This window comes from Paraburkholderia sp. BCC1885 (assembly GCF_900996235.1).
GTDB lineage: Bacteria > Pseudomonadota > Gammaproteobacteria > Burkholderiales > Burkholderiaceae > Paraburkholderia.
Genome location: NZ_CAAJGM010000216.1, coordinates 30,180 through 46,704, shown reverse-complemented (window position 1 = coordinate 46,704; position 16,525 = coordinate 30,180). Strand labels below are relative to the sequence as shown.

The following is a 16,525-nucleotide window of genomic DNA, read 5'->3' as shown; positions in this document are numbered from 1 at the left end:
CCGACATGCCAGGCACCAACGTCTCTCTGATCACCTGCTGCTTGAATTTTCGCGCGTACGTGCGACGGGGATGGGCTGCGCCCCCTGCGTTCGACATGGCTGACTGGCTCCGTTGATCTGAACGCCCTCATCATGCTTTGGAAAAGTCAGCATGGCGAAACGGTCGGGCCGAGCCGCTTACCATGCGGAAGTCGCAAGATACTTTTCGGGATGCAATTGACGAAGCTGATATGCCGACACCAGATGCGCGGACGAAGGCGGTTATCGAAACGCGCGACTTTTTGCTATTGCTTGCGAGAGCCGACGCCGTGAGTATCTCGGGTCTGATTGAGACAGTTGCGACTGGTCTGCTCAAACACTATCCGATGGATGTCGACCTGGAAGTGTCTGCTCTAGCACTGCCCGGAGTTTGGGCTCATCCAAATCAGAACTGAAGCGCGAACTCATGGAAACCGCGCCGCGACTCAGAGACCGATTCATCGATACGTCATGAATCGCATCGACGTGGTAGCAATCGATGATTCAGTCGACGGTGCCTACCATTTTTGTCTTGAGCCGGGCGAGCTTATCCAGAATTTCTTGCTTCTAGACTCGGCGCGAGGCATCAGCGATGTAGGCGCTCAGCAGCACATTCGAAATTGGCTTACTGAGATGCACAAAAACTACAACGCATAGAAGTGAATCCGCAGACGTCGCGGTGCAAGTTCGTAACTTCCCGCGCGATATACGTCGCGGAGGTACCGCAACATGCTGAAAGTAATTGTCGAAATCTGGCCAGGCGGGCGCGAAAGTGGTCGCAACGCGTTCGCGGCCGCAGATATTGGGCGAATCAAGAATGGTACGCTCGCGGACTACCGGGTCGAACTACACGAGAATGGGCAGGGCGGTATCGGAAGCGCAGGCTTGCTTGATTATCCACGCTACTCCACGACCGTGTGGGACCTCGTAGCTCGCGCAATTGCGGTGGCGTTGACAGGAAAAGAGGAACTGCCTCCACGTTCCCGGAAACTTGATGTTCCTGTACGTGTAGCCGGTAACGTTCCATATATTCGCCTCCGGGAGATACCGGAACCGGCGCGAAGCATGTTCCAGAAACATATCGCTTACTCGACTCGTCCGCTAATTGAAGAAGACCCGATGCCTATGGACTGTGTTTATTCATGGGACTGGTTCGATTTCCTGGCCGGCGACAGGTAATGCCATCGACATTGACCAAGTGGGCTTAGACATGAAGTGGCTAACCCGATTCGCTTCATCGCAGAAAAACATCGACTGTGTTGCGAAGTGGTTCGGCGGGGCGATAGTGTTGCTCGGCGTGGTCCTCGTGCTCGTCATATTGGTCCCGAGGATTTTCAGATGAACGGAACCGTGGTGATTTCTTATGATTTCCAGAAGGCGCCGCGCCCGGGATTCTGCTCCGGCGCGGTACCCAAGACTTTGAAGGTGGCAATCCTTTGACAAGCGCAACAGCTTACCAGGGGACCAACAGCATCGGCTAAACACGAGTTGGCGCGGCTCGAAGAGGCGTCACATTCGACATTGAGCATGCAGTGGACTATGTCGCGATGCGATTCCTCCAAGGCGTACGACGTGAATTCGCTACCGTCACTTTTGACATCTGGATTTCTAAGCAACACGGCCCGCAGCCGCCTGCTTTGGAGTCCGCGGTTTGTTGACATTGGCCTCGCTTGCGGCAGGGTGGCCTCGGAGACTGGACATGAACGTCGCAGAAGCAGCCAAGTACCTCTTCGTAAGTCGCCCACACATAAGGCTATTGCTTGAACGCGGCAAGATAACGGGAACTCCCACCGAGAACGGAGACTATGCCATTGACGATGCATCTGTCGAGAAATACAAGACCGATAGGAAGTGGGCCGCCAAAGAATATTTAGATTCGCAAACCGAAGACAAGGACCCTCTCGGCCTATAAGGCCGAACTCGCTATGCGAATCCGACGTCCGACCCGGTCGAGGCAACTATGAAATGGCTATTTCGGTTTGCATCTTCGCAGAAAAATGTCGATTTCGTAGTCGAGTGGGTCGGCCGGATAGCTCTGGTGCTCGGACTGATAGTTGGCTCCATTTTTGTGGTCGCAATCATCCGGAGATGACTTTCGTTCCGGCAGGGCGTAGGGCATGTCTGTCAAGGAGTTCAGATGACAACCTATGACGAGGATGTCTGCGCGTGGGCATTTGAACAAGCCCGATTTCTGCGGGAACGTCGTTTCGACCTGCTGGACATCGAGCATCTTGCCGATGAGATTGAAGATATCGCGAAGGCGGAACTGGTTGAGCTAGCCAGACAGATGTCGGTCCTGCTCGCCCATTTACTCAAGTGGAACCAACTGCCAGCCGAGCGCACCGACAGTCGTTCGGCAATGATTGAGGCGCGACGGCTGGATGTTGCCGATATTCTGGACGACTCACCGAGTCTGTGCTCCGCGATTGATGAGCCCCGAACGTTCCAGTCGATATGGGCAGACGCACTCGCTCAGGCGGCGACCGAAAACGGACTCGATTGGTTTCCATCGGAATGTCCTTGGACAATCGACGATGTTCTTTCTGAGGGCTGGTTTCCAGCCAACGCGTCGAAACTTCGCCACGTGGACCTGAAGGCCCTCGCGTTCAACATGGACTCTACGTATATACGTGTTGGCGGAAAAAGAGGTGCTCGAATCCGCTACCACCGAATTGATGTTGGGCGCCCTACCCAAGGCCTTAAAGCAAAAGCGGGGGCGATGGTTTCGCGTATGGCACTGACGATTTGCATGCTCGCGCCTAATGTGGTGGATACCATTCTCACCATGCCATCTGGGACGCTCGGACGCTTGGTCAAGGCGGAGGTGCGTCGCGCACGAACACCGAAACACACCCGAGAATTCGTCAAGCGCCGTCTCGTAAGCACTGTCTTTCGTGTACCGGAAATTTGCGCCGAGGGATGAATCTGCTTACGTCCGCGTATCGACGAAGTCGCATGGGCAGATAATCCGTGTGTGACTCGATGGCAAGAATCGCACGCATACCTGCCGCTGACGCTGGCGACGTTGCTGGCGATTCGTATCAACTCATCTTGAAACTTGCGATATCGACGAAGGAGGCGAAGTGACCCAAGTCTTTGCATGGGGCTATGTGGGGTGGATGACGCAGCGGCCCTCGGGATTTTCGTTGTCGGGGTACATCGACGGCCGGGAATTTGACGTTGTCACGGACCTGCCGCAAGAGGCTGAGAGGGCGTTCGCTCGCGCAGCACGTTCGGCATGGTTGCGCCGCAAAGTTCGGGGCCTCCGGGGGCTGCCCGCCCGGGAGTCTCCGCCCATTAATTCGCTAGATAAGTACCATGAGGTCTCCCTCAGAATGATTTTCATGGCTGTCGTGACCGTGTTATGGAGCCGTGTATTCCGGTGAGCCGCTAAGAAGCAATTAACTGCTTTTTTATAGCATCGCATCACTCATGGCGCCCCTTTCGATTTAGAAACACCCGCGAATATTTACAAACTCGTAGTAATATATCCACCAATTAAACTAATATCGGGGAGTTGAAGGAAACCATGCGCGACCGCCTACTGAATAAGCTATTCTCTTTGCTAGCTCTGGTAGTAATCATATTAGTAGCGATGGCGTTGTGTGGGCGTGAACGATTCTGGGACACAATGGTCAATGGGGAGCATGAAGCATCGCTTTACAACGTGCAAGCATGCTCCGACGCGTTGCACTGCAATACGCCGGCTCTGCTGATTCAGGGAGAAATTCTCTCGGGCGTGCTGTTCATCGGCATTCGTGAGCGCGTCTCAAAGTGGTTGAATGACCATCCCAAGGTCAACACTATTTGCTTCGACTCAAGCGGTGGCGATGTCTCTCAAAGCATAAGACTTGCAGACCTGATATTTGACCGCGGATTAAATACTTGCGTCACCCAACTGGTTCGCCATGAAGGTCGGCTAACATATCTTGCCGCGAGCTGCCATTCAGCGTGTGTCATACCACTCGCAGCCGGGCTTGAAAGAACAGCGTTTCAGCCGGACATCGGATTATTGCTCCACGGGGACAGTATGGGGGGGTTGCGCCTGTCCGATATTCGGAATGAATATGTCAAGCTGAGCTATAGGCCACGCGCGCAAAACATCGCTGACTTGACGGAGGTGATTCGCACGAATCCTTTCGAACGCCCCAAGATGCTGTCGGTTTCGGATTTGAAACAGACATACGACCTGTTCACAGTAATTCTGGATGCCCATATTTTGAAGGACGCACCGCTATGCTCTGCTCTATCCAATTGTGTTCGGAATCATGGTCCGGAGTGCTCAACGGAGCAATCCGGGCAAACATATCAACTTCCTCCTCAGGGAATGATGCACTACCCCGAGTGCTTAGAAACGGATTGGACGTCCGCCGCACGGAAATAAATGCAAACATAGTTCGACGCCCTCCCTCACGGCGAGGACCCCGTCGACGTAGACCAGGTGGCCACGCTAGTGTGGAGTGGACTGCGATGGCCGACGACATGATAGCCGCTCAAACGGAGATTGCTCAAAGGTGTCGCGACGGCGCAGAGAAAGGATGGGAGACTGCCACCTCGGTTGCGACGTGGGTGTTGAAACACCGAAAGAACTCTCCCACATAGCGTCAACGGCAGCTCTGCCTGTGACTGCGCTCGAAAGGACAATCCAGAGAGGGATTGTCAGGCAGTGGGTCGGCTTTCCGGACAAGCCTGCTGACCTGGAGACACTTTCGACGAATCTGTTCGAGGCGGCAGCACGATGCCCTTTAATTCCAATTGGTGAGTTGGCCGAAAGTAATATCGAGCTCTCGTTCGACATACCATCGTTCCGCCGTTTCGCGGTTGAATTCGCTAATTGAGTTGAGGCAGAAAACTGTGGCCGTCCCAAAAGGCCGGTCCCTCGCCGAAACACGCGGAGCGCGACGGCGCCGGTCGTGGCGTGATGGGATGCTGCGCCGAAGATTTTTGACTATCTCGTGCTCATGGTGAGCACGGTCGGCGTCTGACCGTTCATCTTTTCGCCGCGTCAAATGACCACGATGTTGACCACTTGGAGTGGTGAGTTCTGAAACCGAATATTTCGCCGCGGCTGGGATTTCCGAGAAGGACCGGGACGCGGCAGGCGTTTCAAATCATTCTGTCAGGCTGTTTGAGATTGACAACTACGGACTTCCGCATTGACAAGGGGCGAAGGTTGCAGAGAGTGTCCTGATGTCTACCGACGTAGAATTACACGTTGCCCCATGCAGAGAAACGAACCGATGTGTGCTATCTCCCGCCAGTCATCTTTTCATGACGTTATTACCCTTGTCGAGGTCCAGTCGCTTGCTGACCCGAAGACTTTTGCCCGGGGCAACGCCTATTTCCATGACGGCCTTGTTTCGCGGCTGGAGGAGTGCGATGGCGCACTCACTGCGAACGTGCGCGGCACTCACCGGTACACCGTTGAACTGGGCGTAGGCGAAGACGGAGAACTGACATACGAGTGTGATTGTCCGGTGGGTGGCGATGGCATCTTCTGCAAGCATGCCGTCGCCGTCGCACTCTCGTGGATGGAGAACTCGGGGGAAGAAGTGTTCCATCCCGACGAGGCCAAACCAGCGAAGCCTCGTAAAAAGCGCAAGACTTACGAGGAATTGATTCGCGAGTACGTCGCAACGCTCAAAGAAGACGCCCTGCGGGAACTGCTGCTCGAAGCGGCCGAGCGCGACATGACCCTGCGCGACAAGCTGCTTTTCGCCGCGCGCACGGCGAATGCCAGTGACCTGTCGGGCATGAAGACAGCTGTACGCGAGGCAACGCGTGTTTCCCGGGCTTTGGACTGGCGCGAAGCCGGTGCATATGGGGACGGACTCATGTCGCTGGCCGACATGCTGCGTCAACGTCTTGAAGGGCCAAATGCCGCGCAGGTCGTCGAACTCGCGGAACTGGCGATTGCCGGCGCTGAAAAGAGTCTCGAGCAGATTGACGATTCGGGCGGCGACGTGATGCCGGCCATCATGGAGCTGGCGAGCGTGCACCTTGAAGCTTGCCGACGGACGGGGCCTGATGCAGCGGAGCTCGCCGGGCGTCTGTTCAGGTTCCAGACGGAAGGTACGTGGGATACGTTCTACGATGTGCTTCCGGCGTACGCGGAACCGCTCGGCGATATCGGACTGCGCCGGTACCGCGAACTCGTCGAGAAAGGCTGGGATGCCCTGCCGTCGCTCGCACCCAGCAATGAATTTCGCCGGTCTTTCGAACCGCTGCGGATGCGGCTCGAAAGAGCGATGGGTTCCCTGGCCGAACGCGATGGCGATATTGACGCGCTGATTCGCATCCGTTCGAAGGACCTGTCGAGTCCATACCGCTTTTTGCTGGTCGCGCAGCTTTGTACAGAACGCGGACGTCACGACGACGCTCTGGCATGGGCCGAACGCGGTCTTGCGGAATCGGGCAAGACCATCGACCAGCGACTGCTCGATTTCTGCATTCAGGAATACCTGCGTCGCGATGAGTTCGGGAAGGCCGATACCGCCGCGTGGCAGCGATTCGGTTTGCGACCTGTCGCCGAAGGGTTTGCAGAATTGATGACGGTCGCAGACGCTACGGCCAGACATGATGCCACCCGTGAGCGCGCGCTCAGTCATCTCTGGGCAAGCGTAAAGCGGGAGGAGTCAACCGCGCAATCGAAGCGCAACACGTGGCAGGCGTTGACCCGCACCGAACTGGTCAAAATATTCCTCTCTGAGGCCGACAGTGACGCCGCCTGGGATGCCTTCAGCGGCGGCCCGGTCGCGGCGCACGTCTGGCCGCAAATGGCGGTTGCTCGCGCGAAGACGCATCCGCATGACGCCATCGCGCTGTATCATCGGCTGCTACCAATCGCGGCGGAGAACGGGACACGGAACGCGCGGTATCAGGAAGCATTCGGCGTTGTACAGGCCATCGGCCGATTGCGGGCAAAGCTTGGCGAGCAGGTCATGTTCGCGGCCGAGCTCGGTGAGATTCGCGCGATGTATCGCGCCAAACGCAACTTCATCAAGCTACTCGACGTACTACACTAAACGCATCATGGATTGACGTTGACGACCGTGTTCGAACGCAGGCTACCGGCGCAGGCAAGGTGTCGGCGGTCGACCGGGAGGTGCGACGAATGTACACCGACATTGCACACTGGAACCGTGTCCGCGCACGTGTCACGAAACGCGGTGAGTCGACCCGTTCGGTCGCGGCAACTGAAGGTATCAGTCGCAACACCGTCCGCAAGATGCTCAGGTTCGAGCAGCCACCGGGATATCGGCGAACGGCAGCTAACAGCCTGAAGTCGGGCGCGCGGTCACGGTCTTCGGGGCCATGGAAGGACGTGGCTGGCGTTGTGCGCTCACTTCCTTCACGGGAGGCGGCCGGATTTCTGTCATCACTGTTTCGGAGATTACATTCCGACGGCTCCTGCGAAGCCGCGGAACAGCGTCTTCGCACATGGGGATTCGGGGCAAAGCCGGTTGACCATGCCGAACAGAGCCGACTGCGATGGATGCGTTTCATGTACGACATCGAGCGAGGTTGTGCCCCTGTGGCAGCCGGTTTGGACCCGGAGCAGTGCGAGAGGTTGATGCGCAGATTGTTGCCGGAGTCCGCCAACCAGCGTCACAAGGCGCTGTCGATACTTGCTCACGCATCCGGAGTTTCGGCTCGGGAGATTGCTCGCCACCTCGGCGCCAGTCGGAACGGAGTGCGCAGATGCCTGCGTGACTTTGAAGCTGGCGGCGTAGACTCACTGTTCAACAGAAAGCAGCGTGCACGGATGAAGGACAACACGGTCCTACAGGATGCGGTTTTTGCGCTGCTGCATGAGCCGCCGTCCGCATCGGGCATCAACCGGACCACGTGGAAGATGGCGGACCTGCAACGCATTCTCGCGGCCAGAGGTTATCAAGCGGGTGCAGACACTATCCGGTCAATCATCAGAAGCGCCGGTTACGCCTGGAAGTCTGCGAAGGTGGTGTTGACCAGCACGGATTCTCGCTACGAGGAAAAGCTTGCGCGCATCAGGGACGTTCTGGGACGTCTGCAGCCCGACGAACACTTCTTTTCAATCGACGAGTTCGGACCGTTTGCCGTGAAGGCAAAGCCGGGCCGGCTGCTGACGGCGCCCGGCGTACAGCCCAGCGTGCCTCAATGGCAAAAGTCGAAAGGCTGCCTGATTCTCACGGCCGCGCTCGAACTTTCGGCTAATCAGGTGACGCACTTCTACTCGACGGCCAAGAATACCGAAGAGATGATTCGCATGGCGAACAGGCTGCTTGAACAATACGCCGATGCGAGAACGCTTTATCTTTCCTGGGACGCGGCATCATGGCATCTGTCGAAAAAGTTGACGGCCTTCGTCGATGAACACAATGCTACCGCAGAGGCGAGCCATCGCCCGTTTCTGGAGCTGGCACCGTTGCCCGCGAGCGCGCAGTTTCTGAACGTTATCGAATCCGTGTTCAGTGGCATGGCAAGAGCCATCATTCATAACAGCGACTACGAATCGGTCGACGCCGCGATGTCCGCAATCGACCGGTACTTTCTTGAGCGCAATCAGAACTTCGAAGCACATCCGAAGCGGGCAGGAAAAGCGATATGGGGCCTGGAGCGAACCGCCTGCGAGTTCTCCGATGCGAATAACTGCAAGGACCCGGCATACCGATAGTTTCACGCCTTGCGGGGCGGCGTTATTCGTCGGGAAGCGACCATTGTGAAGTTCCAGGACGCTTCGATGCTTTGCGAGAGTGAGCGAAAGCCTGGCCGGTTGACGACCGTTACGTCGTGCGGTTTATGGAAACGTGTCGCGCTGACTTTGTGAACGTCGAACACCTAGCCGATGACATTGAAGACGGCGGCTCCTCAGAAATCAAGAGAAGGAACAGACGACACACGGCTCTTTCTCGTTCGACCGGCTCATGGCATAGTGCCGTCATTGAAAACAGCAGGAGCAAGCGCAGTGGCAACACTCGAACAAATCCAGGCAAGACTCAAGAAGCTGCAAGCACAAGCCGAGGCTATCGTTGCAAAGCAATCGTCAGTCGTTCTCGAAACTATTCGCAGCTTGATGGAAAATCATGGCTTAACGACAGCAGACATCGACGCACATTTTGGAAGCAAGAAGCGCGGGCCGAAGGCTGGTGCCAAGGCCGGAGTGAGAACAGCGAAGCCCCAGGTGAAATATCGAGACCCGAAAAGCGGTGCAACCTGGTCCGGCCACGGACGTGCGCCGGGATGGATTGCGAAAGTGAAAGACCGCGGCAGGTTTTTATTCGACTGCAGCGCTACGAGCGCCGCGCCTGCTGCCGCGACGAAGGCGAAGGTTGTGGGCAATTACGTGCGGGGACCGCAGCCGGCCAAATACCGCGACCCAAAGACCGGTGCGACGTGGAGCGGACGTGGCCGTGCGCCAGCGTGGCTCGTCGGTGCCAAAGACCCTTCCAAGTTCCTGATTGAAACCGCGGACGAAGCAGCTTCGGCAGAAAGGCCGACGACCACGAGGAAGCGTGTGTTCACCCGAAAGATGACGGACGAGAAGGTGACAGTCAAAAGGCCGACGACGAATCAGGCGGCCCAAGTCTTGAAGAAGGCGGCCGCGAAGAGGACTTCTGAAAAAGCGAACGCAGTGAAGAAGGCGACGGCAAAGCGGGGCTCTCGCCAGTCCGAGCGCAACGCGATGACTGATGCTGCTGCCGTCGCGAATGTCACCGTTCCGACCAGGGGCGCTGACAACACCCGATGATGTCTACGCACATGGACCATGAGGCTCGTCGCCACACGATACAGCGTTGAAGACCCATTGGGAATGGGTTCACACTAAGACGAGATTAGTCATCCCGTCGTATAGGAAGCCTTGAGTTGGCCGGGGGAATCAACATATACGCAGGTTTGTAGCCACTTGACCATGGCGATACATAGTGGCCATCGGGCTCCGTCCGTAGTCGATGTATGCATTGCATCGCCTCATCCCACTTGAAGGTCTGGGCGCGTGTGCGAATGTATTCTGCTATTTCGTCTACGGACATTGTCGGCACGGGATTACCATACATGTCTATCAATGGTTGTTCCCGGCTCGATAGGTCGATGAAGAATTCGTCAGCGCGCAAGCCTTCGATGTGCAACCAAAATACTCGTGGGTCTGAGTGGAGCTCTATGACTGATTTGACTGCTGGATATCCCGCGATAGTCGGAACTCCCAACTCACGTGCGAAGCTCGCGAAGCGGAACAATTCCCAATTCACTTTCCCCGCAAGGATAGTGTCAGATGGCGTAACCTTCGGACGTCTCGCGAACATGGCTAGAATTCTGACGGATAGCCCCTTGTGCATTTCGGCGGACGTGCGGTTTCCCTCCCTTGTTCTCCAGTATGACATCGGAATGGCCCATCCAAACTCCCGGACGAGGGCACGCTGTAGTAGCGGGACAAGGGCGTACTCAGCGGTCCGCTCGCCGAAGAAACTTGACATATCGCTTTGGGTCCTTTGCTTTGAGTAAATTGCTGTTTCAGCAGTGCTTCGGGTGTCTACCATCTCAACCGTGATTGTCTAACTAGGCTCCTCACCAATCGATGCCGACCGACTTCGCGTATTCTTCCGTTTCAAAGCTTCCTAATACCTCGGACGTCTCAGCAAGCTTGCTTTTTGCGTTATGAATGCCGGCATCCTGCGTACCAGCGCGGAATGCGTCGGGTAGATTTCGGAAATGCAACTTGCAGCTTTTCATCTGGCTGGTGTCATTCTTAGTCCGACTACGTGAGTGCACCGTATAAAGGCGACCAATTTGTGGGCATCGACCTGCTGGCGGACCGGTTGCGGCATGCCCTGCTCCTTGCTGCGCAGTGTGACCTACTGGCCCACAACGAGGAGGGAGGGACGTTCTCGCTCACACCCGAGGGCCTGCGACGATTGCAGACGGCTGTCTAACCATGCGAAAGGGTGAGCTTGAGGTGTTGACTACGAGGCGGCGAATGGGCCTATCGCCTGCGCACTCAAGGAGGGCCATCGAGCGGCACGCTCAAGCGCTCGCCGATTCAAAAGTTCGCCCAGCGCGGCAAGCGACTCAGATAGCTGTGCTGACAGCGTCTTAATGTGTGCAAGCGGCGTCCCGTATGTCTTGAGCAGCTGTTTCCGGATTTCGTTCGCCTCGCCGCCGCTTGCGTGAGTACCACCGAGCTTGCTACGCAATCGCTGCACTTCAAACAAGGGAAAACATATCTCCGGCACTCGGTCATCATCGACCTCAATCCTCTTGAGCAGTTCCTCTACCCACTTTATAGAACCCCATTTGGGGTCGCCGACACTACCGAGGTTTCGAGCGGCCTTTTCGAGGAATCGTTTCTCAAGGCCTTCTGTTACGCACTTCGCGAGCGTTACGATTACCTCATTCCAGCCTTTGTGTGACGACGTCAGCGGATAGTGCAATTGGTCGAGAAGTTTCGGTTCACGAAAGGAAAACCAATCAGGTTTTAAGTCGGAAAGCACTCGCAGCGTGTCCTTGAGCTGGTCAAGAGGGTCGCCCTCATCGTCGAAGGTTCCCTGAAAGTCCGTCTTGAACGAACGCTTCGAGATTGATGCTTTCGGTTTCTCATTGAATGACTTCCAATACAGCTGCTCGTCGTATGGAAGGTCGCCAAGGTAACAAATCATCGTATGCACCTGGCCGGCGTCATTGAAGTCATACGTCTTCAGATACCAAGCGTTGCGACACGTTATAGACCGCGATTCCAGTTTGTATTTGTCCGGGTCCGCCTTGTACTTGTCGAGTACTTCGGGCCTGAAGAACACCGGCGAAGTCTGGAGCGGTAGTGTCGAATCCCTTTCGAAATATGACGCAAGCGCGGAAGGACTGCAACTGACCTCGGCAATCCGGTGATTCTTGAAGTCCTGGCTAATATAGGTTGCATGCTGTTTGGGTTCGCGGTCCTTCGCGAGCATAGCCTCTCCGAGTTCAAGCGCATTCAACGGAGGGCGGAGAATCTGGGCACCACGAAAGTAGCTGGCTTCATTGCTATCAACCCGATACTTCATCACGAGGCTGTTTTGTGTATCGACGAACTGCCTCTCAACCCCGCCGTCGAACCCGTGGAATTCCGCTCGGTGTACGACAGAATCAAACATCTGCAGCACGCTGGTGCCCGTGGCTGCCATATGAAGGTCTAATACCTTCCTGGAGATTGCAACCACGGTCGTTTTCATACCGGGCGTTGACCCTTCCGAGATTTCTACTCGCGCGACGTCTTCCACGTCGCCTCGCTCGTCAAGCCTGCACCATGCGCTGCGCTCCTCAACCCAGTGAAGACCATGTGCATGGGTCAATTCCTGCGCGAGTTCATAGTAGGCGTCGCCGCTGTGAAGAACGTCGAACGACCTGGCGAAAATTAGCCGTCTGGCGACAGCAAGCATCCCGCTCGCCCCCAAAGCACCCTTGTCGTACTCGACGCGAGCACGTTCGCCGCCGCCGTACACCATGCCGCAACTTGGACCGTCATACGGATTACCGTGCCAGTTGGTGAAGCCAGCCTTGTCGCGAAGCTTGATAGACGACTTTGGTACCAGTACCGAGTGAACGAAGACGGACCCTAGGGGACCGAAGGCGCTCGCGTACAAAATGGCTTTATCTGCAAGCCGCTCGCTGGCGAGGAGTTCGTACAGGTCAGTCTGCTCTTCCTTTCGACCAGCACCAAGCCCAGTGTCGGGGTTCAAGATATTCACTAGCTTTTGATTGATGTTCGACATATCGCGGTCATGATGTCCTATCGTCAAAAATTCCTGGACACTCTGCCGGGAAAGTACCTTGGACGCAACACTTTCCACAGCTAGCGACACGCTAGCGCCCTCGGCGAAATAGACCACGAAAACGTGAAACTTTATTTCCGGTCCGCATCCGGTTTTGTTCCGTGACCTCAAGTCAGGTGCGACGTGGTCCAGCCGTGGCGCGCGCAGTCCTCACCAACCATCACGAGGCAAAAAGACGCAGTCAACGGTCCGTGTATCGCCAGATGAATTCGCCGCAAAAATCGACAAATCTCAATGCAATCTCATGTGCTTCCATTAGCAACACGTCGACGTCATGGACGGTGCGCGGAGTCCACGGCACACGCCAGAACTGTCGCGTAACGATGTCATCGATTACATCATCGGCGACTTTGAAGTACCAGTGCTCCCGTCTGCTACCCCTAGTGACGCGAGAGGTGTTGCCGCCCGGGCGCGAGCCGCGCTCGGCAATGGCTCGTTCAATCAGCGTTTCGGATTGCTCGTAGTGAAATGTGATGTTGTTCCGCATGCGGCCTGCCAGTAGTTCTATTCGGGACCGCTGCGTCCCGCCGCGCACGAATTGACAAACAAAATCGAACGACTGCTGTGTAGTCGCATCGCATGTCCGCAATATCGCCATAAGTGCATCGCTTCTTTGCATGGCCTCCACGACATCAAGGGCTTCATACAGATGCGCCAGTTGAAGCCGAACGAAATACATGCATGCCCCCTGCTTTCGCGCGCTATCTCGCGACTCCAGTTCTCGCCATATTTCAAGCGATTCGTTGGATGTCTGTAAATCATTACACGCCATCATTAGCTTCACCACGGTTGCCGCTACCGCGCGTTGCTGCAGAAGCGTGGCGAAGTCGACTGTGCGACTGACGTACCTAGTCATGGTGGGCGCCTTTCAGGGGCCATTCACTCTCGGGGCGGGCCAGCGTATTCTGTGTGACGCCTACCGGTAGGTTTAGCGCAGAATACCCGGCTCGCGCTACTCGCAAAAACGTCGCTTTTGTCCGCAAAGTGTATTGGTCTATCCGGCGTCACGGACGAGGTAGTGGACTACTAAACAAAGCATCGCGTGAAGTCTCTTGCGAACGCAAAACGACTGCTACCCGCTACCGACGTAAGGTTGAGCATCCTAATTGCGGAGGCGTTTGCGAAGGGGAGTTCCATGTTCCCGAGTAAACCACCGTTGGAGACAATGGGATATGCAGCGTGCTAGGCCTGTCCGGCACGAGAAACTCACCTGCGCCCAATGCGGCATGGCATACAAACCATCTGACGTCTCTAAGATGATGAAGCGTCCTGTCAATGCCACGTTGAATGTGCATGCCGGTCATTTGACGACTCGGGATGCGGCAAGCTTCGTCGGCATACATTGCGTGTTTCGACTCCAGCTCTTCTTTGACGTCCATTGTCATGTCGGTCCAAGGTGACACCCCCTTCAGTTCAGCAGGAGGCACGGGATTAGCAGCGTAATGTGCTCGTTGCTGCCACAACGCATAAAACGCTCCGATTATTCTATGTTCGAGCGCCCACCAACGTAGGTCACCTCGAAGTATCCGTTCGGCAAGAAATTGAAACTGGCGCTCGATTTGCGCCATGAAGCCGGCCTCGGCGCGCTGGTCCCACACCCGATTCGCACAAAACAGGTCATTGGTCCCGCTGAGCCGGCGAACAATTCGATTCTCCCGGATAAAGGCAACCGTTACGGTCCCTGATGCCCCATAGAACCTCTTAATGCTCGCATGAGGGAACACGTGCTGTTTTCGTACAAGCTTATAGGGGTTTCCCCGCTGTACTGGCTCGGGGACATGTTTTCTGAATTTCATGAAGTCCGGTCTCTCAGCGGGAGTAGCAGCATGTGGGAAGCGAGAGTAGCGACTGAATATACATCACTAATCTATACGGTCGGGCAGCCGGCTATCGCAACGAAATCTATGAGATTATCTCGTCGGGTGCCACTGTCGAAAAGTAGTTCGTGACCGCATTTAGCGAGGAGTCAGCTATTTCCTGGCCTTTTCGGTCGTTCGGAATTGCACGGTCGGCAGCAAAATCAGAATCGAGAGAGCGAAGTCGGCAGAGCCGATTTGGGGGCCAGATGGATGACACGATTGTCGAACCGGCGGATACGCCGGAAGAGCCGCGTTGCGTGCAGATTCTAGCCACGCTTGCTGGCAAGGTTAATCTGGCCGATTTTCAGAATGCCGTGCCGGTTGCGCGCGAGCTGTCGGTGCTGAATGAAACCGACACTGACGTCAAAGGGCTTCGGCTCACGGTTTCGTCCGAACCCGCATTCCTAAAACCCAAGACATGGCACATTGACCACCTCGGCGCCGGGAAGACCGTCCGCATCAGCGACCTCGACCTGTCGCTCGACGGTGCATTGCTAGGCCGACTCACTGAGGCCGACAAGGCAGTTGTAACCTTCAGGCTGACGACAGGGCAAGAGCCCGAGAACGAACTGGCGTCGACCGAGTCGACCGTCGAATTGCTGCCGCGTAATCAGTGGGGCGGTCTAGCTTCGCTACCAGACATGGTCGCGGCGTTTGTCCAGCCCAACGAACCTGCGGTCGAGCGAGTTTTAAAGCGAGCGGCTGAGATTCTCCGGCAGGCAGGCAAGTCCGGTTCAGTCGACGGTTACCAAGGTGGAGCACGTCGTGCGTGGGAGCTTGCGTCTGCTATCTGGAACGCCATCGGAACGATGGGGCTCGACTACGCATTGCCGCCGGCGAGTTTCGAACGTACCGGCCAGAAGGTGCGCAGTCCGAGCCAGATTGCCGACTCAGGGCTCGGGACGTGTCTCGATTTGGCGTTGTTCGTGTGTGCCGCACTAGAGCAGGCTGGCCTCAATTCCCTCCTTGTTTTCACTGAGGGGCACGCGTTTCCGGCAGTCTGGCTGAAGGCTGAGGAATTTTCAACCTCCGTCGTGGACGACGTGACCGCACTTCGCAAACGCGTGAAACTGAAAGAAATGATGTTGTTCGAGGCGACGCTTCTCACCCACCGTCCGCTCCCACCGTTCAGCTACGCAATCGCACGCGGCGAAGAACAGATTTCTGAGGAAGAGGAACAGAAGTTCCAGTTGGCGGTCGACATACGGCGGGCGCGTCTCCAGCGCATAAAGCCGTTGGCAAGCGAACAAGTCGTGGCGCGTGGAACGGCAGGCACCGAAGCCGAAAACGTTCAGCCAGTGTTCGAGGACGCGCCTGAACTGCCGGATGAACTGGATGATGGCAAATCGGATGAGGCACCTGAGCGTCCGGAAGACCGTCTCACCCGTTGGCAGCGCAAGCTTCTCGACCTCTCACTGCGAAATAACCTGCTGAGCTTCAAGGCTGGCAAGAAGTCGCTCAAACTCGACGCGCCGGACGCAGCATATCTCGAGGATATTCTCTCTGAAGGCCATGTTCTGAAGCTTCTGACGCGGCCGGACCTCATGGACGGCAACGACCCTCGTAGCCAGGCCATCCATGAAGCGCGCGAGCGCGAAAACATCAGGCGGCAGCATGCGCTCGATGCACTCAAGCGCAAGGAAGTTTTCGTCGGCCTGGCCCAGGACGAAATGGAGTCGCGCCTCGTTGAATTGTTTAGGACTTCACGTACGACCATGCAGGAGGGGGCTCCAATACCCTGTACCTGGCACTTGGATTCCTGTCATGGTCGCGTGATGAAAAAGATGACAAGAAGTACCGTGCTCCTCTCATCCTTGTTCCCGTAACGCTGGAACGGCGCAGTGCACGCTCTGGGTTCAGCCTGAA

12 protein-coding genes and 1 pseudogene are annotated in these 16,525 nt (G+C 56.3%); 10 read left to right on the top strand and 3 right to left on the bottom strand.

The genetic code is table 11. The features are described 5' to 3' along the window. The first annotated feature begins 182 nt into the window (after window positions 1-182). The 9 genes from FQ755_RS24180 (at window position 183) to FQ755_RS24140 (ending at window position 9,748) form a co-directional block, all read left to right on the top strand. Complete coding sequence (locus tag FQ755_RS24180) at window positions 183-434, top strand: BPSL0761 family protein (protein WP_260858835.1); 252 nt, start codon at window positions 183-185, stop codon at window positions 432-434. 55 nt (window positions 435-489) lie between these two features. Further along, window positions 490-675 (top strand): hypothetical protein, encoded by a 186-nt coding sequence (locus FQ755_RS24175; protein WP_144157540.1) that lies wholly within the window; start codon window positions 490-492, stop codon window positions 673-675. A 72-nt stretch (window positions 676-747) separates the two neighbouring features. Further along, window positions 748-1,197 (top strand): hypothetical protein, encoded by a 450-nt coding sequence (locus tag FQ755_RS24170; protein ID WP_144157539.1) that lies wholly within the window; start codon window positions 748-750, stop codon window positions 1,195-1,197. A gap of 520 nt (window positions 1,198-1,717) precedes the next feature. Then, the gene (locus tag FQ755_RS24165) at window positions 1,718-1,930 is read left to right on the top strand and encodes a hypothetical protein (protein ID WP_144157538.1); all 213 of its coding nucleotides are present in this window, start codon (window positions 1,718-1,720) and stop codon (window positions 1,928-1,930) included. A 225-nt stretch (window positions 1,931-2,155) separates the two neighbouring features. After that, entirely contained in the window at window positions 2,156-2,941 is a 786-nt protein-coding gene (locus FQ755_RS24160) for a DUF29 domain-containing protein (RefSeq protein ID WP_144157537.1), read from the top strand. 606 nt (window positions 2,942-3,547) lie between these two features. Further along, window positions 3,548-4,402, top strand: a complete 855-nt coding sequence (locus FQ755_RS24155) for a hypothetical protein (protein WP_144157536.1) — start codon at window positions 3,548-3,550, stop codon at window positions 4,400-4,402. Window positions 4,403-5,240: 838 nt separating this feature from the next. Beyond that, entirely contained in the window at window positions 5,241-7,043 is a 1,803-nt protein-coding gene (locus FQ755_RS24150) for an SWIM zinc finger domain-containing protein (protein ID WP_260858833.1), read from the top strand. 479 nt (window positions 7,044-7,522) lie between these two features. Then, complete coding sequence (locus tag FQ755_RS24145; protein WP_222105780.1) at window positions 7,523-8,674, top strand: IS630 family transposase; 1,152 nt, start codon at window positions 7,523-7,525, stop codon at window positions 8,672-8,674. A gap of 291 nt (window positions 8,675-8,965) precedes the next feature. Further along, window positions 8,966-9,748 carry an H-NS family nucleoid-associated regulatory protein gene (locus tag FQ755_RS24140; RefSeq protein ID WP_144157535.1) on the top strand — a complete coding sequence of 261 codons (783 nt, stop codon included), beginning with the start codon at window positions 8,966-8,968 and terminating at the stop codon, window positions 9,746-9,748. 1,210 nt (window positions 9,749-10,958) lie between these two features. Here the strand turns inward: FQ755_RS24140 and FQ755_RS24135 are convergent. The 3 genes from FQ755_RS24135 to FQ755_RS24125 form a co-directional block, all read right to left on the bottom strand. Next, window positions 10,959-12,740 (bottom strand): hypothetical protein, encoded by a 1,782-nt coding sequence (locus FQ755_RS24135; protein WP_144157534.1) that lies wholly within the window; start codon window positions 12,738-12,740, stop codon window positions 10,959-10,961. A 241-nt stretch (window positions 12,741-12,981) separates the two neighbouring features. Then, on the bottom strand, window positions 12,982-13,656 hold the full coding sequence (locus FQ755_RS24130; protein ID WP_144157533.1) for a hypothetical protein: 675 nt from the start codon (window positions 13,654-13,656) through the stop codon (window positions 12,982-12,984). A 223-nt stretch (window positions 13,657-13,879) separates the two neighbouring features. Next, entirely contained in the window at window positions 13,880-14,596 is a 717-nt protein-coding gene (locus FQ755_RS24125) for a hypothetical protein (protein WP_144157532.1), read from the bottom strand. 269 nt (window positions 14,597-14,865) lie between these two features. On the opposite strand from FQ755_RS24125, the pseudogene FQ755_RS38565 reads away from it, so the two are divergent. Further along, a pseudogene (locus FQ755_RS38565) lies at window positions 14,866-16,514 on the top strand (DUF4011 domain-containing protein); the annotation flags it as partial. Window positions 16,515-16,525 lie beyond the last annotated feature (11 nt).

Coding starts and splice junctions, on each gene's coding strand:
- FQ755_RS24155 (WP_144157536.1), top strand. CDS start 3,548: ATGCGCGACCGCCTACTGAATAAGCTATTCTCTTTGCTAGCTCTGGTA.
- FQ755_RS24125 (WP_144157532.1), bottom strand. CDS start 14,596: ATGAAATTCAGAAAACATGTCCCCGAGCCAGTACAGCGGGGAAACCCC.
- FQ755_RS24145 (WP_222105780.1), top strand. CDS start 7,523: ATGTACGACATCGAGCGAGGTTGTGCCCCTGTGGCAGCCGGTTTGGAC.
- FQ755_RS24175 (WP_144157540.1), top strand. CDS start 490: ATGAATCGCATCGACGTGGTAGCAATCGATGATTCAGTCGACGGTGCC.
- FQ755_RS24130 (WP_144157533.1), bottom strand. CDS start 13,656: ATGACTAGGTACGTCAGTCGCACAGTCGACTTCGCCACGCTTCTGCAG.
- FQ755_RS24135 (WP_144157534.1), bottom strand. CDS start 12,740: ATGTCGAACATCAATCAAAAGCTAGTGAATATCTTGAACCCCGACACT.
- FQ755_RS24160 (WP_144157537.1), top strand. CDS start 2,156: ATGACAACCTATGACGAGGATGTCTGCGCGTGGGCATTTGAACAAGCC.
- FQ755_RS24170 (WP_144157539.1), top strand. CDS start 748: ATGCTGAAAGTAATTGTCGAAATCTGGCCAGGCGGGCGCGAAAGTGGT.
- FQ755_RS24165 (WP_144157538.1), top strand. CDS start 1,718: ATGAACGTCGCAGAAGCAGCCAAGTACCTCTTCGTAAGTCGCCCACAC.
- FQ755_RS24150 (WP_260858833.1), top strand. CDS start 5,241: ATGCAGAGAAACGAACCGATGTGTGCTATCTCCCGCCAGTCATCTTTT.
- FQ755_RS24180 (WP_260858835.1), top strand. CDS start 183: ATGCGGAAGTCGCAAGATACTTTTCGGGATGCAATTGACGAAGCTGAT.